Origin of the sequence: Paenibacillus rhizolycopersici (assembly GCF_014947195.2) — a bacterium.
GTDB lineage: Bacteria > Bacillota > Bacilli > Paenibacillales > Paenibacillaceae > Fontibacillus > Fontibacillus rhizolycopersici.
Genome location: NZ_JADCNN020000023.1, coordinates 36,798 through 53,843 on the forward strand (window position 1 = coordinate 36,798; position 17,046 = coordinate 53,843).

The window sequence follows — 17,046 nt, forward strand, 5'->3', positions numbered from 1 at the left end:
CTTAATACTACCTCCTTAAGATCATGGATTATTTTACGAACTGCGTATCAACGATATCATCGTAGCCGATGGTTTCGTCTTTAAGCAGTCCGGCGGAACGAACGACGGCTAATCCGGTGTTTACGGCTTCCTCGCTGATCTGACCTGAAAACTCCCACATGGCGTCTTCGTAAGAACGGTCGATGGTTGCTTTGAGCAGTTCTTGGGCCATGGTTGGGAATTCCAACTTGGCGATCTCCATGCTCTCTTCTTTGTTGTCGCGAATAAACTCCAGGCCCTTATGGATGCCTTCTACGAATTTGCGAACGGTGTCGGGGTCCTCAGTAATGTTGTCGAGCTTAATATTGATCGTCGAATAAGCGTAGGGTCCAAGCTCCTGGGGGACATTGTAGAACGGCTCTCCCCAAATGCCTTCCTCGATGCCTTGCGTCAGCATCGGTTCGGTCACGACGGCGATATCTCCTTGATTTTGCTGCAGGACCGCGGGGATCGCTCCGGTATCGACTTCTTTCAGCTTCAGGTCCTTGTCGAGCTCTAATCCCCACTCGCCGGCCAAATAACGGATGATCGAGTTCGGCGTACCGCCGTACTGGGATACCGCGACCGTCTTGCCCTTCATAAAGGCGGCGATATCCGTGCCGGGGTCGAGGTCGGAACGGGCAACCAGATAAACATTACCCCGATTCACGATGTTGACGATAGCGCGAAGTTCCGCTCCTTTTGCCTTGGCGAAGGCGTTGTGCTCGGGACCCCCGATAAAGCCGAAAGCCTGATCGGTTAGTACGGCATTGGTGTGGGCGCTTCCGCCCGAAAGGGTCACGGTTTTGACGGTCAGCCCGTCGAAGAAACCTTTGCGGATGGCGATATACAGCGGCAGGTAGCCGGTGCCGTGGACCGGTTCCGCGATCGTGAGCTCTTTGGTTGAACCCGTCTTCGAGTTGTCTGATGCATTTGCTTCGCTGGAGCTGGCGGGCGTTTCAACTCCGGATTTCTGTGCAGCATTGCCGCCGCATCCAGCGACCAGCGCGGTGATAAGTAATACGGCAACCATGTACAACATGTGGCGTGAGGCAAACGTAGCCTTGGTCATCTTAGATCCCCCTCCGATATCCCTGGTTCTCTTTGTTTTCTTGCAGTTCTCTTATTTGTGGGTGAAGCCCTTGAGCAAAACCTTCTCCAATTTACCGACCAAGAGGTATAGCAGCATGGATAGGATCGACAAATTAAAGATGTTGGCCCAAATCAGACTGATTTCATACGTTTGCCCGGCGTAGAAGATCATACGTCCCAGTCCTTGTTCCGACCCGATATATTCGCCGACGATTGCCCCTGTAAGGGCCAGGCCGATATTAATTCGCAGCGCGGAAATCATCGCCGGAATCGCCGTGGGGACGATGACTTTTCCAAAGACCTGCCGCCTGGAGGCACCCAGCGAATAGACCATTCGGACGAGATCGCGGTCGACGCTGCGCACGCCGTTGTACGTGGTTAATGTGGTGATGACGACGGTGATGGCAAAACCCATGGCGATCTTCGATCCGATGCCGATGCCAAATACAAGAACGATGATGGGGGCAAGAGCCAGCTTGGGCATGGCCTCGAACATGATGATGAACGGCTCGAAAATGCGAGCATAATATTTGGACCACCAGAAGGATAGACCTAACAGCGTGCCCCCGGCAGTTCCAAGCAAGAAGCCCAGAACGGTGGAGCGGAACGTATAGATCGTATCCTGCCAGACGGAGCCGGTCTGCACGCCGATCCACCAGGTCTGGGCGATATCCGACGGTTGGCTCCAGAAGAAGGCGTTGATCAACCCTGTACGGGCACCGACTTCCCATAGCAATAAAACCACGAGGAAGACGGCGAATCGTCCGGTGTTCACCAGCCACGTCTTTGGCGTGGCCATCTCGTACTTCAGGGCGTTGGCTCGGGTCCGGGGTGTGCCAGACCTGAGGCTAGCCAGGGGACCGCTGCTTTTTACGACATCCGCTTCGCTTGACATTGCGCATCTCTCCTTTCTTTGAGGGTGGGTCTTAAACGGCTGCTTCCTGTTTGTAGGCTTTTAACGTTTCTTCGGATAACGTTCGCAGCGCTTCTTCTTTTAATTGGGTAAATTCCGGGGTCGTGATAATTTGCGGTTTACGGGGCCGCGGCAGGTTAATCGTCATATGGCGCTTGATGGTGCCCGGGCGGGAGGTCATAATGTATACCTCGTCGGATAGATAAATCGCCTCTTCCATGTCATGGGTGACAAACAGGATCGTCTTCTGAAAATCGTCCCAAAGATCGAGCAGCCATTCCTGCATCATGGCGCGGGTCTGGGCGTCCAGTGCACCAAACGGTTCATCCAAGAGGATGATGTCACGGTCATACATGATCGTTCTCAGGAGCGCTGCCCGTTGCCGCATCCCTCCGGAGAGCTGGGCGGGGTAATGATGCTCGAAGCCCTTCAAACCGTACTTGTGGAGCAACGGCAGTGCCTTGGCCTTGGCTTCCCGTTTGGGAGTTCCCTGAATTTCAAGACCCAGGATGACATTGTCCAATATGGTGCGCCAGGGAAGCAGCAAATCCTTTTGAAGCATGTAGCCGGTAATGCCGGTCAGTCCGTCCACGCGGTTGCCGTTCACAAAGATGGCCCCCTCCGAGTTCTGAAGCAGCCCGGAAATGATGTTAAACAAGGTTGATTTTCCGCAGCCGCTGGGACCCACGATGCTAACGAAACGGTGATTGGGGATCTGCATGTTGACCGGGCCAAGCGCCTTAACGGGGGAACCGTCGGCCGCTTGATAGGTCTTGCTGACGTTCTCAAGCTCCATTTTGTACGAGTTCATGGTTTGCCACCTCCTTCGTGTTATATTTATAGTAATATACATCACACGATGGAGGTAATAAGAAGTTCTTATGTAAGAATATATAACACGGAAATAACATTAGAGAGGGTCGCGCGAGGAATAGGCAGGAGATTAGGGGGTCCCGCCATTGCGGAAGCGGATGACTTGCGCGTTGATGCCGGCATGCAAATTTGGAAGCAAATCAAGAATATTGTCGGGCGCGGATTGATGATAAACGCAATAGAAGCTTTGCCGCAAACGAATTTCAGGAAGAAGGATTCGCTCGATTTCGGCATCGCTGCCGGCCGCCCATAGGGAAGAAACGGGCAAAAAGGAGCAGCCTGTGCCTTGCTCGACCATTTGACGGATCAAATGGGACGTATCCACCTCGATGAGTTGCCGGGGGGACATCCGCAGCGGACGAAAGAGCTCGTGTTCCAGCAATTCCCTCAGCGGCATGTGGCGCTTGAGCAAGATGAAGGGCACTTCCTCCAGATAAGTTACGAGGCTTTGATAGCGAGGGAAACCAGCCTGCTTCGGGCCGATAAAGACGAGTGGCTCTTCGAATAATTTCACGGTACCCAGTTGGGGGAGCGGGGAATAGGTTTGGTTGATAAAGGAGATATCAAGCTCTCCGGAAGCCGTTCGTAAGGCCAGATCCAGCGACTGCCCGGTGTTGATTTTCCATTGGATCACCGACGTCTGCTCTTTCATCGACTGAATAATGGCCGGCAGCATGACATGGGTTAACGAATCTACGATACCGATTCGGAGCTTCTCCTCCAAGGGAGGTTCGGACAGCATGCGGATCGAGTCTTGTCCAGCTTCCAAAGCGCTAAGGGCATACTGAGCGTAGAAGTAGAATTTGCGGCCTGCCTCTGTCAGGAACGCGCCTGATCGTGTCCGATGAAACAAAGGGGCACCGAGCTCCGCCTCCAGGCCGGCGATCCGGAAACTAACGGCGGGTTGGGTTAAGGCAACCTTCTGGGCGGCTTTGCTCATGCTTTCGCTTTCGGCTACGGCAATAAACACTTTGAGATCGAGCATGTCCATGGGCGAGGCCTCCTTTGTAAGGAATCTGGCGTATAAGTGAGATTATTTTACATGAAAAATCGTGCTCCTGGAAGGGGGCGGGCAGGCTAGTCGGTTTGCGCATTTTGTGATATAATAAAAAGTCGTTTATCCCTGTAAGGTAATGGCTGCGGATGAGCGGCTTTTTATAAGATAATGTGATTGAATGAAGAGAGGTGACATCCCTTGTTGGACCGACTACAATCCCTAGCCGACCGTTACGAGAAGCTGAGTGAGCTGCTTTGCGATCCGGACGTGGCGAACGACGCCAAACGACTGCGGGATTACTCCAAAGAACAATCGGATTTACAGCCGGCTTATGAGGCGTACACCGAATATAAGAATGTCGTCGAAGAGCTGGAAGCCGCTAAAGTCATGCAGGCCGAGAAGCTGGATGATGAAATGCGCGAAATGGTGAAGATGGAAATCGAGGAACTCAGCGCACGTCAGCAGGAGCTGGAAGAGAAGATTCGCGTATTGCTGCTGCCGAAGGATCCGAACGACGATAAGAACGTCATCGTGGAAATTCGCGGTGCGGCCGGAGGGGACGAAGCGGCTTTGTTTGCCGCCGATTTGTACCGGATGTATACGCGGTATGCCGATTCTCAAGGCTGGCGCATCGATATTATGGACATGAATGAAAGCGACCTGGGCGGTTTTAAAGAGGTTATCTTTATGATTAACGGCCGAGGCGCATATAGTAAGCTGAAGTACGAAAGTGGTGCGCATCGCGTGCAGCGGATTCCTTCGACGGAATCCGGCGGTCGGATTCACACGTCAACTTCGACGGTAGCCGTTCTGCCGGAAGTTGAAGACGTGGATATTGAAATTCTCGATAAGGATATCCGTGTCGATACGTTCTGCTCCAGCGGGGCGGGCGGCCAATCGGTTAACACGACGAAATCCGCCGTGCGGGTGACGCATATCCCGACCGGCATCGTGGCGACTTGCCAAGATGGTAAATCGCAGAACTCGAACAAAGAAAAGGCGCTGCAGGTGTTGCGTGCCCGGATCTTCGATATGAAGCGACAGGAAGAGGAAGCGAAATACGCCGGCGAGCGGAAGAGTAAAGTCGGCACCGGGGATCGCAGTGAGCGGATCCGGACCTACAACTTCCCGCAAAGCCGGGTAACCGACCACCGCATCGGCCTGACCCTGCATAAGCTGGATCAGGTGATGAACGGCGAGATCGGCGAGATCGTATCGGCGTTGACGATTGCCGAACAAGCCGAACTGATGGATAAAGGAGAATAACGTTTTGCACAGCGAAGGATACCGGATGTCCGGTGCAATGACGATTTGGGAAGCCCGTAAAGAGGCTTCTTCTTTTTTAGCGGCGGCGGGCGTGAGGGAGCCGGAGTCGAATGCGGAGCTGCTGCTCCGCCATGTGCTGGGCCTTGCGGGCGCGGCGTATTTGGCCGCGCTTCGTGACCCGTTCCCGGCGGACAAGCAGGACGCCTGGGAAACGGTGGTCCGCCGCAAAGCGGCGGGCGAGCCGGCGCAGTACATTATCGGGGAGCAGGAATTCTACGGGTTGACCTTCCAGGTCAACCCGGCGGTGCTGATCCCCCGACCGGAAACGGAGCTGCTCGTGGAGCGCATCGCGTTGGAAGGCGATGCGCTGTGGCCCGGCGGCGCGCCGTATGCCGCCGACATCGGCACCGGCAGCGGCGCGATTGCCGCGGCCCTGGCTCATCTGCGCCCAGCCTGGCGCGTCGCGGCGAGCGATATCTCGCCGGATGCTTTAGCGGTGGCGCAGGACAATGTCCGGCGGCTCGGCCTTGCCGTGGTGTTCAAGCAGGGGGACCTGCTTGAACCGTTCGCCGGCGAGCCGCTGGACATCGTGGTGTCGAATCCGCCGTATATCCCGGCGGAGGACATCCCGCACCTGCAGCCGGAGGTGCGGGACTTCGAGCCGCGCGGCGCGCTGGACGGCGGTCCGGACGGGCTCATGCCCTACCGCGCCATGATGGCGCAGCTCGCGCTGCTGCCGCGGCCGCCTCGCCTGATCGGCTTCGAGCTCGGCCAGGGCCAGGCCGCCGACGTTGCGGAGCTGCTCCGCGCCGCCGGCCATTGGGACGAGATCGTGACGGTTCCTGATCTCGCCGGCATCGACCGCCATGTGCTGGGCATCGCGCGGGGGCGTTAGTCCTCGCTTACACGCGACTCTATGAAAATAGGTGAAGCTCCTCAACCAAAAGCCGCTCACTTTGAGAGGGTAGTTTCATAGAATGTGGTATCTCAAGCCGAAAGGAGGAGATTCCACATGGCATTCACATTGACGTATCCGTATGCGCAAGCCGCCGGCGTCGGCCAAGGTTATTTCGTGGCTGCCGATCCGCTTGGCCCAACCGGGATCGTGACGGTAGCGGCTACACTCGGTAACGTCGAGCTTCGCATTACCCGGTATAATGCACCGGTTTTTATTCAGACCGTGACCCAAGGCAGCACGTTTACCGTTGAACTCGGCAACATTCAAACCATCGGTATTTTCGCGCTGACCGCCGCCACGGGGACCTTGACTCTCATCACTCCCGTTTAACTTGCGTTCCCCCATTTTCCCCTTCTTATCCCGACCCCCATTTCGGGCGCCGACGCTTGCGTCGGCGTTCTTTTTTGCGCCGTTTAAGAGAGAAAACCCGTCTCCGGGCAAAAATAACCTTAAAAGGGGAAACCTTTTGCTGGTTTCACCCGTTATTTGGGTCGAAGGGCTCATTTGTAGTTGAGCGGGGTTTCTTTTAAAGTAAAGATACGGGGTTTCTAGATAAAGAAAAGAGGATGTTCATGCTGAGCAAACTGAAAAAAATCGATTACTCCATCGTCTTGATCTTGCTGTTGCTCATGGTCATCAGTATCGCGGTGCTGTACAGCGCCACGTCGCATACCCAGTATCACGGCTACCACCTTCGCATGCTGGCGTATTATGCGCTGGGGTTTGTCGTATTTTTTGGCGTCTCCATTCTCGACTATCGGCTGCTCGTCAAATATGCACCTTATTTCTATCTGTTCGGCTTCGGGCTGCTGGTCGTCGTTATGTTCATCGGGAATACGTATTACAACGCCAAGGGATGGCTGACGATTCCGGTCATTAACCAAAGCTTTCAACCGGCGGAATTTTTTAAGCTGTTGCTGGTCATCTTCCTCGGGTTTATGTTGCTTCGCAAACGCAAACCCCGGCTTTCGTTCTGGCGCGACGTCGTGCCGATCTGCCTGTTGACCTTTGTCCCGTTTGTCGCCGTGATGGCGCAGAACGATTTGGGAAATGCGCTTAGCTATGTCATCATTTTGGCGGGCATGCTGTGGATCGGGAACATTAAATACTGGCACGCCCTGATCGCCCTCGTGATTTTCGCGGGTTCGGTGATCGGCGGAATTACCGCCTATAAGACCTATCACGACCAAGTGTACAATTTCTTCGTCGAGATCGGTCGGGAGCATTGGATCAGCAGAATCGATCCCTGGCTGATCCCCGAGAAAGCGTCGGAGGACGCTTCCTATCACACCCGGAACGCCAAGCTGGCGATCGCCTCCGGGGGGATGACCGGGGAAGGGTACATGAAAGGGGAGACGGTTCAATCGGAGCGCGTGCCGCTTACGTATTCGGACTCGATCTTTGTGGTGATTGCCGAGGAATTTGGCTTTATCGGAAGCTCGGCACTATTGCTGCTGTATTTCGTGCTGATCCATAGGCTCATCTTGATATCCCTCGAAAGTCGCGAGGCGAGCGGGCCGTTCCTCATCGTGGGGATCGTCGCGATGCTGCTGTATCAGATCTTCGAAAATATCGGCATGTTCATCGGCCTTATGCCGCTGACGGGCATCACGTTGCCCTTCATCAGCTATGGCGGGACCTCGCTGCTGATTAATATGGCAAGCATCGGCGTAGCGATGAGCATCCGGATTTACGGCCAAGAAAAGGAAGAGGACAACCCGGTGCCGGCGGCATCATCGTCTTCGCGTTACGCCTTGCTGAGAACCAAGCGACGGCCGGAGAAGCAGGGATGAGCGAGGGGCGCGTGAGGTCATTTTGAGTTGGTGTGAGGTCGTTTTTGACCGGGACGGGATGTGCGACTTCGAATAGAGTTACTTGATCACCTTATTTTTGCGCGGTGCAAGGATATCGCCGAAATAAGGTGATTTTTTATGCTTATTTCCGGATGCGGTGGCTATAATAGCGGATTTGAAGGGGGATAAGGTGAAAGTTTCATCTTATTTGGCTCGAAAAGGGGAGATCAGCGGAAATAGGGTGATTTCTTCACTCTATTTTTCGCGGGCAAAAATTTACTAGATTCCTAGGTTTAGAAGTCTCTTAACCGGACATACTGATAGACATCAGCTGCTGAAATACCGGTTTTGGTTAGGAGCAAGAAATCATGAGCCAACGTACACCTTCCCGTAAGAAAATCGCCCTTTTCTTCTTTTCTATTGTGATGTTGTTGATGTCCTGGGAGGGACAGATGGTTGATACCGCCGCTGCGGCAGGCACGCAAGGGGTCATTCCGCAGGAATCCATTCGGCTGCGCATTCTGGCGAATTCGGATGGAACCGGCGATCAGCTCGTCAAACGCCGCGTCCGCGATGCTGTGGTTGAGCAGATGAATGGCTGGGTTGCCGAGTTGGAAAATCCGCAAAGCTTGGAGGAGGCCCGCCGGGTGATCCGCGATCATCTGCCTGCCATCGAGGAGCAAGTCGGTCAGACGCTCAAGCAATATGGGAAAAGCTACGATTATCAAGTCGAGCTCGGCACGGTCCCCTTTCCGACGAAAATGTACGGCGGCGCGGTGTACCCGGCCGGCAATTATGAAGCGCTGCGCGTGACGCTCGGCGAAGGGAAAGGGAAGAACTGGTGGTGCGTGCTGTTTCCGCCGCTATGCTTCATCGACGCCGGTAGCGGAGATGCACTGGCGAAGGATGCAGGGACGGCCACGATCGCGAAGACTTCGGCTGAAGGGATCTCGAGGGATGCTGTTCAGGTCGAGCCAGAACAAACAGAGGTGCGGTTCTTTCTGTGGGACATGCTGGTGAATTTCTGGAACTGGATTACAAGTTTATTTGTTTAATGGTTCATAGGATGAGATACCGTTCGGAGGAATCCGGGCGGTTTTTTTGTGGGCTTCGCCGGGACGGGCTATGCGCATGGACGGGTTCGGGTATAATAGTAGAATATCGATATTGAACAGTTTGGGATGAGCGAGAATGAACCGAAATGAATCTATTGAAAATAAAGCCCGCGGCGCAGTGGATTTGCCCGCTCTGGGAGAGGTGGCTGCAAAGTCGACACGTTCGTGGAGGGTAGAGCCTGGGACGGGGTTCGCGACCTCTGGGGAACAAGTTGCTGATGCCGGCGTGTCGGAAGTTCCGGCGGCGGGGGGGGAGGCGGCGGCCCTGAAGGAAGCCGCCGCGGTGTTAGCCTCTGGCGGGACGGTGGCGTTTCCGACGGAGACGGTGTACGGGCTTGGCGCGGATGCGCGGAATACGGCGGCGGTGGAGGCGATTTTTGCCGCCAAGGGCCGCCCCTCCGATAATCCGCTGATCGTGCACATCGCCGACATGAGCCAGCTGAACGGACTCGTCACGGAAGTGAACGAGACGGCACGGCGGCTCATGGAGGCGTTCTGGCCCGGGCCGCTGACGCTGGTGCTGCCCGTGGCCGAGGGCGCCGTCTCGCCGCGCGTGACGGCGGGGTTGTCCACCGTGGGCGTGCGCATGCCTGCCCACGACGTGGCGCTGCGGCTGATCGCCGCAGCGGGGTGCCCGGTGGCGGCGCCCAGCGCCAACCGGTCGGGGCGACCGAGCCCCACGCTGGCGAGCCACGTGGGCGAGGACCTGTCCGGCCGCATTGACGGTATCGTCGACGGCGGGCCCACCGGGGTGGGCCTGGAGTCGACGGTCGTGGAAGCCGGCCGGGACGGGGTTGTCACCGTGCTCCGCCCAGGCGGGATCACGGTAGAGCAGCTCGCCCGCGTCGCGGGCGCGGGCGTGCGGCTGGACGCCGCCCTGCAGCCGGAGGCGGAAGCGGGCGGCGGAGCGGCCCCGGGCCCGGCGGCTGCGCCTCGCGCGCCGGGTATGAAGTACACGCACTACGCGCCGCAGGGCGTGCTGCGCATTGTGCGCGGGTCCGCCGACCGGGTGGCGGACCGCATACGGGCCGAGCTCGCGGCGGCCGCGGCGCGCGGAGAGAAGACGGGCGTGCTCGCCTTCGACGAGCGCCTCCCGTCTTACCGCGCCGACTGCGCGCTATCGCTCGGCCGCGAGGCCGAGCTGGAGACGGCGGCGCACCGTCTCTACGCTGCGCTCCGCCGCTTCGACGAATGCGGCGTCACTTACATCCTCGCCGAAGCCTGCCCCGAGGAGGGGCTTGGCTCGGCGGTGATGAACCGGCTGCTGAAAGCCGCCGGTCACCGGGTGATCGAGGCCGGCGGAGATTTGGATTAGGGCAGGGGGTGAGACGGACATGATCCGTATCGGCCTGGCCGGCTGGGGGGATCATGACGATTTATATCCTGCCCGGACGCCGGCCAAAGACAAGCTCGCTTGGTACGCGAAGTATTTTAATATGGTGGAAGTCGACAGCTCTTTTTACGCCGTGTTGGGGGAAGAGGTGTATCGCCGCTGGCTGGCGGAGACGCCGCCCGATTTCACGTTTGTGATCAAAGCCTATCAGGGGATGACCGGCCATAGTCGGGGCAAATCGCCGTTTGGCGGGCCGGGCGATATGTTCCAGGCTTATCTGAACTCGATCCGCCCGGTGGTGGAAGCCGGTCGGCTTAAGGCCGTGATGTTCCAATTCCCGCCCTGGTTCGACTGTACGCCGGAGCATGTCCGGCAGTTACGGGCCATCCGCAAATGGATGGGGAACTTGCCGGTGGCACTGGAATTTCGCCATCAAACCTGGTTCGCGGGGGACAACCAGGAGCGCACGCTGGATTTCATGCGCCAAGAGGGTTGGATTCATATCGTTTGCGATGAACCCCAGGCGGGGCAAGGTTCGGTCCCTACAGTGCTGGAACCGACGGATGCCGAATTGACGATCGTCCGTATGCACGGCCGAAATGCCGTGGGCTGGAGCCAAGCGGGCGCATCCAATTGGCGGGAGATCCGCACGTTATACCGCTACTCTCGAGAGGAGCTTCTAGAGTGGACCGAGATGCTAATCCAGTTACTCGGGAAAGGGACGAACGAGATCTGCATGCTCTTCAACAACAACTCCGGCGGGGATGCGGCTGTTAACGCCCTGGAGATGATGGATTTGCTGGGTCAATCGCCACGCGAGCTTCCGCCGCGTCAAATGGATCTGTTTGGCGGCTGGGAGGATGAATGAGCAGATTCCTTAACCCGATGAATCGTTGAATGGGATATTCGTCCACATCGTTCGTTTGCGGCTCGTTTGGCGCTGGATTGCGAAAATAGCGGTATAAAGTGGCGTTATTTATAGAGAGGGAGCCTCGTATTGGGGAAATAGCGGTATTTTAGGACGTTATTTCTATGGATATCGGGGTGCCAGCCTCCTAAAGAGGGGAATAGCGCCACGAATTACCGCTATTTCTGTAAAAACCTCGGATTATGGGAGAATAACGCCATCTTTTACCGCTATTTCATAGACAGGCGGGGCGAGCGGGGGGGATTGTAACGCCAAGGGGGTACCTTCACGGCTTGCTATCGAGCGGATAGCCTCACGGCTTGCCATCGAGCGGATAGCCTCACGGCTTGCCATCGAGCGGACAGCCCCGCGGCTCGCTCATACTCGCGCGGACAGCCTCGTGGTTCCGCCCTCCCCGCCGCCCCGCCCTCCTATCCTGTCACTCAAGCCCCCACGCCTCACACTCCCGATCCGCCCATCTCCTCCTCACAAGTTTAGATAGAACTCCAGCAAGGCCGCTAACCGTCTTCCGCCATAATCTCCCAATCCCGCTCTTCCGCCAAGTCATGAACCGGGACCTGTCCGCATATGGTTGTACAAAAGACTGGACAAAAGGGGATTCGGTTATGACGGAGGCTTATGAGCGGCTGGGAGAGCTGTTGACGATCCTGCTGATGGCGGCTGCGTTAGGGATGGATGCGTTATCGCTGGGCGTCGGTATCGGCATGAAGGGGGTCCGGCGCAAGGACGCGCTCCGCATCGGAACGATGGTCGCTCTCTTTCACGTGCTTATGCCTCTGCTTGGCATTGCGGCGGGGCAATATGTCGGCGCGCTGCTGGGAAGCCTGGCGCGGTATGCCGCGGGAGGGCTGCTGTTCCTGCTCGGAGCCCATATGATCCTCAGTTCGATTAAAGGCAGCGGGATGCAGTCGATCAACCACCGAACCTGGTTTGGCGTGCTGCTGTTTTCGCTTAGCGTCAGCATCGATTCTTTTTCCGTGGGCGTGTCGCTTGGGATGTTCCATGGAGATTGGCTGCTGACCGTCCTGGCCTTCGGTTTTTTTGGCGGCGTCATGTCTTTGGTGGGGCTTGCGATGGGACGAGGCGTGGGGCGTTCGCTTGGCGATTACGGCGAGGCGGCAGGCGGGGCGATTTTGCTAGCTTTTGGATTGCTGTTCATCTTTTGAAACTACGGCTCTTCGTGTTAAAATAAAGGTCCAAACGCGGGAATGCTCCCGCTTAACCTGGAGGTGAAAGGGCATGCGCATCTTATTTGTTTGTACCGGGAATACCTGCCGCAGCCCGATGGCCGAAGGCATGCTGCGTAAGCTGGCGCGAGACCGGGGGCTGGATGTGCAGGTTCGTTCGGCCGGCGTGGCCGCCATGAAAGGCAACACCATTTCCCATCATGCGGGAGCCGTTTTGCGGGATCGGGGGATCACGGATGCCTTTGAATCCACCCCTTTATATGCCGAATTGGCGGATTGGGCCGATCTGATCCTGACGCTGACGCAAGGGCATAAACGACAGGTTGTTCATTCTTTTCCGGAGACAGCCGATAAGATATTCACGTTAAAAGAGTACGTCGAGGACGACGTCTCCATTATAGCCAATCTGGAGGAGTTCCGGCGGTTGGCGGCGGACCGGGAGTTGGCCCGGGCGCTGGGCAGCGAGTGGTCTGCGGCGCAGCAACGACGGCTCGATGAGCTGCAGCAACGGTTGCCGGCCTACGACATTTCCGATCCGTTTGGCGGTTCGCGGGTGGATTACGACCGGGCGGCAGCCGAGATTGGGGCCGCACTGGAGAAGCTGATCGCCAAACTGGAGCGCGGCGAGGGGCATTAAACCTGTTGCATTTGCCCCGTCGATGCTTTATTCTAAGAGCAGAAGATTTTAGTTCCGATGTAACTGGCGACAAGAGTGGATCAAACCACGATGGAGCATCGGATTATACGGCCGGTCGCCTGGGCAAAGAGCACGACGCGCGTGAGCTGCGTTATGCTCTTTTTTTGTTGGGTGGTCATGTGTTGTGGGGGAACATCCTCCGTTTGCGGCAAGCCTTTCTCTGTTATAATAAGGACAGACTATGTTTACATGTTCTTGGTTGGTGGAGAAAGGAGCGGGCATCAAATGGAGCAGGAAGAGCTCGGAACGATTCGGACGCAAGTGGCAGCGGTCGCGGAGGAAGTTGCCGCCGCAGCTAACCTGGGTCCGGGAAAACTGCTGGTCGTTGGAGCCAGCACCAGCGAAGTGGCGGGTAAACGAATCGGCACGGGCGGAGCTGAAGATATCGCGTCCGAGTTATGGGCCGGGATCGAGCAGGTCCGGGCTAAATATGGCTTCGACGTTGCGTTTCAATGCTGCGAGCATTTGAACCGTGCGCTGGTGGTTGAACGCACGGTGCTGGAGCGGCTTTCGTTGACGGAGGTAGCTGCGGTGCCTGTACCGAAGGCGGGCGGATCGATGGCCGCGGCGGCCTATCGGCGTTTGTCGGCTCCGTGCCTGGCGGAGATGCTCGAAGCCCATGCCGGGATCGATATCGGCGAGACGTTAATCGGCATGCATTTGCGACGAGTGGCGGTGCCGTTTCGTCCTTCGTTGCGCAAGATTGGGCAGGCGCGCGTTACGGCAGCCACAACTCGTCCGAAGCTGATCGGCGGGGAACGGGCCGTTTACGCGCTTCCGCTGGATTCGGATTCCACACTTTGCGAGTAAGATGGGATATTCATTATAAGGGGGATAACGGAAGATGGAAAATTTGAGAAATCAAGATCCAGCGGTGCTGGAGGCCATGAATTTGGAGCTGAAGCGTCAGCGCAACAATATTGAGCTGATCGCTTCCGAGAACATCGTCAGCGAGGCGGTGATGGAAGCGATGGGTTCCGTGCTCACGAACAAATACGCCGAGGGATATCCGGGCAAACGCTATTACGGCGGTTGCGAACGTGTCGATATCGTGGAAAATATCGCTCGCGACCGGGCCAAAGAATTGTTTGGCGCCGAGCATGCGAACGTGCAGCCGCATTCCGGTGCGCAAGCGAACCTGGCGGTTTACCTTGCCGCGATCAACACCGGCGACACCGTGTTGGGGATGAACCTCGCGCACGGCGGTCACTTGACCCACGGCAGCCCGGTTAATGCGTCCGGCTTGTTCTATAATTTCGTGGCGTACGGCGTTCAGGAAGATTCGTTCTTGATCGATTACGACGAAGTGCGCAAAGCGGCGTTTAAGCATCGCCCGCGCCTCATCGTGGCTGGAGCGAGTGCGTATCCGCGGATTATCGATTTCGAAAAACTAGCTTCCATCGCAAACGACGTGGGCGCTCTTTTCATGGTCGATATGGCGCATATCGCCGGACTCGTAGCTGCAGGACTGCATCCGAACCCGGTGCCGCATGCTCATTTTGTGACGACAACAACACATAAGACGTTGCGCGGTCCGCGCGGCGGGATGATTCTGTGCAAACAGCCATGGGCTGCTGCGGTTGATAAAGCGGTATTCCCGGGGACGCAAGGCGGGCCTCTGATGCACGTGATCGCTTCCAAAGCGGTTGCGTTGGGCGAAGCACTTCAGCCTTCTTTTAAAACCTATGCGGAAAACGTTGTGAAGAACGCCAAGGTTCTGGCGGAAACGCTGATGGCCGAAGGCTTGAACATTGTCTCCGGCGGCACGGATAACCACCTGATGCTGGTGGATACACGCAACCTGAACATCACGGGCAAAGACGCCGAGCATGTGCTCGACTCGATCGGGATCACCGTGAATAAAAACGCGATTCCATTCGACCCAACCAGTCCGTTCGTCACTAGTGGGATCCGGATCGGTACGCCGGCTGCTACATCGCGTGGCATGGATGAGGAAGCGATGAAGGAGATCGGCCGGATTATCGCGGTCGTGCTGAAATCGCCGAAGGACGAAGCACTGCTGGACAAAACTCGCAAACAAGTGTCCGAGTTGACCGACCGTTACCCGTTGTACCCGAACCTGAAATATTAAGAACTTGACGTAACAAAGCCGGGGGCTAACTGCTCCCGGCTTTTTTGTGTTTAAGATGGAGGTTATTCCCTCTCTTTGATCGCCATGACGCGAAGTCGACTGGTATCCAGCATCCACTGACCTTCCTTATATAAAGCGGGTTTTGCGAGGGAGACTATGGCATCGTACAGGGGAGCTCTCTCAGAAGATGGGATTCCTGTGAAAAAATAGTCAGCAAAGCTGTCGAGCCACTTTCTTACGACCTCTTCCCCTTTCAGTGGTGTGGGAAGGTCGAGATGCCGGGCGAACGTAACGCGGAAGCCGCTTCGTTCCAGCAGGCTAGCGTACTCCCCAATGCTGGGGTGATACCAAGGATTTAGCCCCTCCCAAGGATATCCATGTGTTTTCAACACCTGCTCGATAGCTCGGGTCAATGCGGCGACATTGCCTTTTCCCGCGAATTCGACCGCCAACCGGCCGCCTTTCCGCAGGGCGAGGCGGATCGTTTCGGTAACGGCAGGCGCATCCTGGATCCAATGCAAAGCGGCATGGGAAAATACGGCGTCATAGTATCTGTCGCTCCGGTAATGCCGAGCATCTCCGACTTGAAGGTCCAGCTCGGGATACCTCTGTTTCGCGCGATGGATCATTTCTTCGGATGCATCAATTCCGGTAGGGATGGCTCCGGCGGCAGCAATAGCTGCCGTGAGATCCCCATTCCCGCAGCCAAGGTCGAGAATACGTTCGCCCGGCAGCGGATGCAGCCAGGTTAACAGCTCGACGCCCGGTCTGGAGGTTGCATGCCGATGATCGTGAGAATTGGGTTTGCTTGTTGAGCGGTTAGGGGGTTCGTTCATCCGTTCCTCCTCCATGCCTCCAGATTCAGTTCATTATTCAGTGCCGCGGCGGCCATTGCTCCAGAGGAGGCTGCCGCGATGGCCTGGTGTCGCATCGTTACGGCGTCTCCGGCGCTAAATACTCCCGGTACGGTCGTTCTCCCCAATTCGTCAACGATGATCGTTCCCGTTTCGGTGACCTGGCAACCCAAGGATTGGGGGAGGTTAGAGCCGATCGCCAGGTCGGGACGGAAGAAGATTCCCCTGCACGATATCGCTGTGCCATCCTCAAGTACAACTTGCCGCACAATCCCGTCTTCTGACTCGATGGAACGAATCTTTGCGTCGTGGAGAGGGACGCCGTGCTGCCGTAAATCCTCGCGATCCGCGTCCGTCAGCCCGTCAGGGCCGTTTGTGCATAACGTGAAGCGGTCCGTCCAACCGGAGATCAACGGGATGAAGTGCATGGCGTCTGCCCCTCTCGAAATGATAACCAGTGGCTCATCGCGTAATTCCCAACCGTCACAGTAGGGGCAAACGAAGGCGCTCCGACCATAAACCTCAGTGAGACCCGGGATATTCAGCGGTTGATCCTTCATGCCAACGGTGAACAGCAGCTTCTTGCTGCGGAGGGTGATTCCCTTGGCGGTTGTGATCTGGAAATGACCGTCCGCCCCGGCGGCGGATTGAACAGCTTCTTCAATAAATGTGATGCCGGGATAGCGGACGATTTGCTCCTTTGCAAGCCGTCGCAACTCACCCGGGGGAATTCCGTCGCGAGTAAGAAATCCGTGAGCCTCTCGCGTCACGCGGTTGCGGGGTTTTCCTTCATCGATCACTACCGCTTTCTTACGAGCTCTGCCCAACATGAGGGCGGCGTTTAAACCGGCGGGCCCACCTCCAATAATGACGGCATCATACAGAGTTTTATCCATCTTTACTGCACCTCCATAGATCTTTAATATCTAT

General features: G+C 56.7%; 17 protein-coding genes and 1 riboswitch. Of the genes, 11 read left to right on the plus strand and 6 right to left on the minus strand.

The features are described 5' to 3' along the window. Nucleotides 1–28 precede the first annotated feature (28 nt). The 4 genes from IM700_RS19290 to IM700_RS19305 all read right to left on the minus strand — a co-directional run bounded on the left by IM700_RS19290 (nt 29) and on the right by IM700_RS19305 (nt 3,887). Nucleotides 29–1,090, minus strand: a complete 1,062-nt coding sequence (locus tag IM700_RS19290; RefSeq protein ID WP_239484070.1) for an ABC transporter substrate-binding protein — start codon at nt 1,088–1,090, stop codon at nt 29–31. A gap of 51 nt (nt 1,091–1,141) precedes the next feature. Then, complete coding sequence (locus tag IM700_RS19295; RefSeq protein WP_193417104.1) at nt 1,142–2,005, minus strand: ABC transporter permease; 864 nt, start codon at nt 2,003–2,005, stop codon at nt 1,142–1,144. 31 nt (nt 2,006–2,036) lie between these two features. Then, entirely contained in the window at nt 2,037–2,834 is a 798-nt protein-coding gene (locus IM700_RS19300) for an ABC transporter ATP-binding protein (RefSeq protein WP_193417105.1), read from the minus strand. Nucleotides 2,835–2,966: 132 nt separating this feature from the next. Beyond that, nucleotides 2,967–3,887 carry a LysR family transcriptional regulator gene (locus tag IM700_RS19305; protein WP_193417106.1) on the minus strand — a complete coding sequence of 307 codons (921 nt, stop codon included), beginning with the start codon at nt 3,885–3,887 and terminating at the stop codon, nt 2,967–2,969. Nucleotides 3,888–4,091: 204 nt separating this feature from the next. Between IM700_RS19305 and prfA the strand changes: the two genes are divergently transcribed. The 11 genes from prfA to glyA all read left to right on the plus strand — a co-directional run bounded on the left by prfA (nt 4,092) and on the right by glyA (nt 15,262). Continuing rightward, nucleotides 4,092–5,159, plus strand: coding sequence for a peptide chain release factor 1 (prfA, locus tag IM700_RS19310; RefSeq protein ID WP_193417107.1), 1,068 nt, complete (start codon nt 4,092–4,094; stop codon nt 5,157–5,159). 25 nt (nt 5,160–5,184) lie between these two features. Beyond that, on the plus strand, nt 5,185–6,054 hold the full coding sequence (gene prmC, locus IM700_RS19315) for a peptide chain release factor N(5)-glutamine methyltransferase (RefSeq protein WP_193417154.1): 870 nt from the start codon (nt 5,185–5,187) through the stop codon (nt 6,052–6,054). A gap of 117 nt (nt 6,055–6,171) precedes the next feature. Further along, a complete protein-coding gene (locus tag IM700_RS19320) occupies nt 6,172–6,447 on the plus strand; it encodes a hypothetical protein (protein WP_155607651.1) in 276 nt (91 codons plus the stop codon). A gap of 242 nt (nt 6,448–6,689) precedes the next feature. Then, on the plus strand, nt 6,690–7,910 hold the full coding sequence (locus tag IM700_RS19325) for an FtsW/RodA/SpoVE family cell cycle protein (protein ID WP_193417108.1): 1,221 nt from the start codon (nt 6,690–6,692) through the stop codon (nt 7,908–7,910). A 368-nt stretch (nt 7,911–8,278) separates the two neighbouring features. Then, nucleotides 8,279–8,965: a stage II sporulation protein R gene (gene spoIIR, locus IM700_RS19330; RefSeq protein WP_193417109.1), complete on the plus strand. Its 687-nt coding sequence runs from the start codon at nt 8,279–8,281 to the stop codon at nt 8,963–8,965. 136 nt (nt 8,966–9,101) lie between these two features. Next, complete coding sequence (locus tag IM700_RS19335) at nt 9,102–10,340, plus strand: L-threonylcarbamoyladenylate synthase (protein WP_239484071.1); 1,239 nt, start codon at nt 9,102–9,104, stop codon at nt 10,338–10,340. Nucleotides 10,341–10,359: 19 nt separating this feature from the next. Next, nucleotides 10,360–11,226 (plus strand): DUF72 domain-containing protein, encoded by an 867-nt coding sequence (locus tag IM700_RS19340; protein WP_193417110.1) that lies wholly within the window; start codon nt 10,360–10,362, stop codon nt 11,224–11,226. Between the two features lie 665 nt (nt 11,227–11,891). Continuing rightward, entirely contained in the window at nt 11,892–12,452 is a 561-nt protein-coding gene (locus tag IM700_RS19345; protein ID WP_155607655.1) for a manganese efflux pump MntP, read from the plus strand. Nucleotides 12,453–12,525: 73 nt separating this feature from the next. Continuing rightward, nucleotides 12,526–13,110, plus strand: coding sequence for a low molecular weight protein arginine phosphatase (locus IM700_RS19350; protein ID WP_155607656.1), 585 nt, complete (start codon nt 12,526–12,528; stop codon nt 13,108–13,110). 49 nt (nt 13,111–13,159) lie between these two features. Further along, nucleotides 13,160–13,242: riboswitch (ZMP/ZTP riboswitch) on the plus strand. Nucleotides 13,243–13,395: 153 nt separating this feature from the next. Next, nucleotides 13,396–13,980 carry a TIGR01440 family protein gene (locus IM700_RS19355; protein WP_155607657.1) on the plus strand — a complete coding sequence of 195 codons (585 nt, stop codon included), beginning with the start codon at nt 13,396–13,398 and terminating at the stop codon, nt 13,978–13,980. Between the two features lie 34 nt (nt 13,981–14,014). Further along, a complete protein-coding gene (gene glyA / locus IM700_RS19360) occupies nt 14,015–15,262 on the plus strand; it encodes a serine hydroxymethyltransferase (RefSeq protein WP_155607658.1) in 1,248 nt (415 codons plus the stop codon). Nucleotides 15,263–15,324: 62 nt separating this feature from the next. On the opposite strand, the gene IM700_RS19365 is transcribed toward glyA, so the two are convergent. Together IM700_RS19365 and IM700_RS19370 are read right to left on the minus strand one after the other, a co-directional pair. Continuing rightward, nucleotides 15,325–16,098, minus strand: coding sequence for a class I SAM-dependent methyltransferase (locus IM700_RS19365; protein WP_193417111.1), 774 nt, complete (start codon nt 16,096–16,098; stop codon nt 15,325–15,327). After that, a complete protein-coding gene (locus tag IM700_RS19370; RefSeq protein ID WP_193417112.1) occupies nt 16,095–17,012 on the minus strand; it encodes an NAD(P)/FAD-dependent oxidoreductase in 918 nt (305 codons plus the stop codon). Before IM700_RS19370 ends, IM700_RS19365 begins: the two co-directional genes overlap by 4 nt. Between the last annotated feature and the right edge of the window lie 34 nt (nt 17,013–17,046).

What these genes read in the sequence shown, in the direction of transcription:
- prmC (WP_193417154.1), top strand. Translation starts at nt 5,185, where the DNA reads ATGTCCGGTGCAATGACGATTTGGGAAGCCCGTAAAGAGGCTTCTTCT.
- IM700_RS19370 (WP_193417112.1), bottom strand. Translation starts at nt 17,012, where the DNA reads ATGGATAAAACTCTGTATGATGCCGTCATTATTGGAGGTGGGCCCGCC.
- IM700_RS19320 (WP_155607651.1), top strand. Translation starts at nt 6,172, where the DNA reads ATGGCATTCACATTGACGTATCCGTATGCGCAAGCCGCCGGCGTCGGC.
- glyA (WP_155607658.1), top strand. Translation starts at nt 14,015, where the DNA reads ATGGAAAATTTGAGAAATCAAGATCCAGCGGTGCTGGAGGCCATGAAT.
- IM700_RS19325 (WP_193417108.1), top strand. Translation starts at nt 6,690, where the DNA reads ATGCTGAGCAAACTGAAAAAAATCGATTACTCCATCGTCTTGATCTTG.
- IM700_RS19345 (WP_155607655.1), top strand. Translation starts at nt 11,892, where the DNA reads ATGACGGAGGCTTATGAGCGGCTGGGAGAGCTGTTGACGATCCTGCTG.
- IM700_RS19335 (WP_239484071.1), top strand. Translation starts at nt 9,102, where the DNA reads ATGAACCGAAATGAATCTATTGAAAATAAAGCCCGCGGCGCAGTGGAT.
- spoIIR (WP_193417109.1), top strand. Translation starts at nt 8,279, where the DNA reads ATGAGCCAACGTACACCTTCCCGTAAGAAAATCGCCCTTTTCTTCTTT.
- IM700_RS19350 (WP_155607656.1), top strand. Translation starts at nt 12,526, where the DNA reads ATGCGCATCTTATTTGTTTGTACCGGGAATACCTGCCGCAGCCCGATG.
- IM700_RS19300 (WP_193417105.1), bottom strand. Translation starts at nt 2,834, where the DNA reads ATGAACTCGTACAAAATGGAGCTTGAGAACGTCAGCAAGACCTATCAA.
- IM700_RS19340 (WP_193417110.1), top strand. Translation starts at nt 10,360, where the DNA reads ATGATCCGTATCGGCCTGGCCGGCTGGGGGGATCATGACGATTTATAT.
- IM700_RS19305 (WP_193417106.1), bottom strand. Translation starts at nt 3,887, where the DNA reads ATGGACATGCTCGATCTCAAAGTGTTTATTGCCGTAGCCGAAAGCGAA.
- IM700_RS19290 (WP_239484070.1), bottom strand. Translation starts at nt 1,090, where the DNA reads ATGACCAAGGCTACGTTTGCCTCACGCCACATGTTGTACATGGTTGCC.
- IM700_RS19355 (WP_155607657.1), top strand. Translation starts at nt 13,396, where the DNA reads ATGGAGCAGGAAGAGCTCGGAACGATTCGGACGCAAGTGGCAGCGGTC.
- IM700_RS19365 (WP_193417111.1), bottom strand. Translation starts at nt 16,098, where the DNA reads ATGAACGAACCCCCTAACCGCTCAACAAGCAAACCCAATTCTCACGAT.
- IM700_RS19295 (WP_193417104.1), bottom strand. Translation starts at nt 2,005, where the DNA reads ATGTCAAGCGAAGCGGATGTCGTAAAAAGCAGCGGTCCCCTGGCTAGC.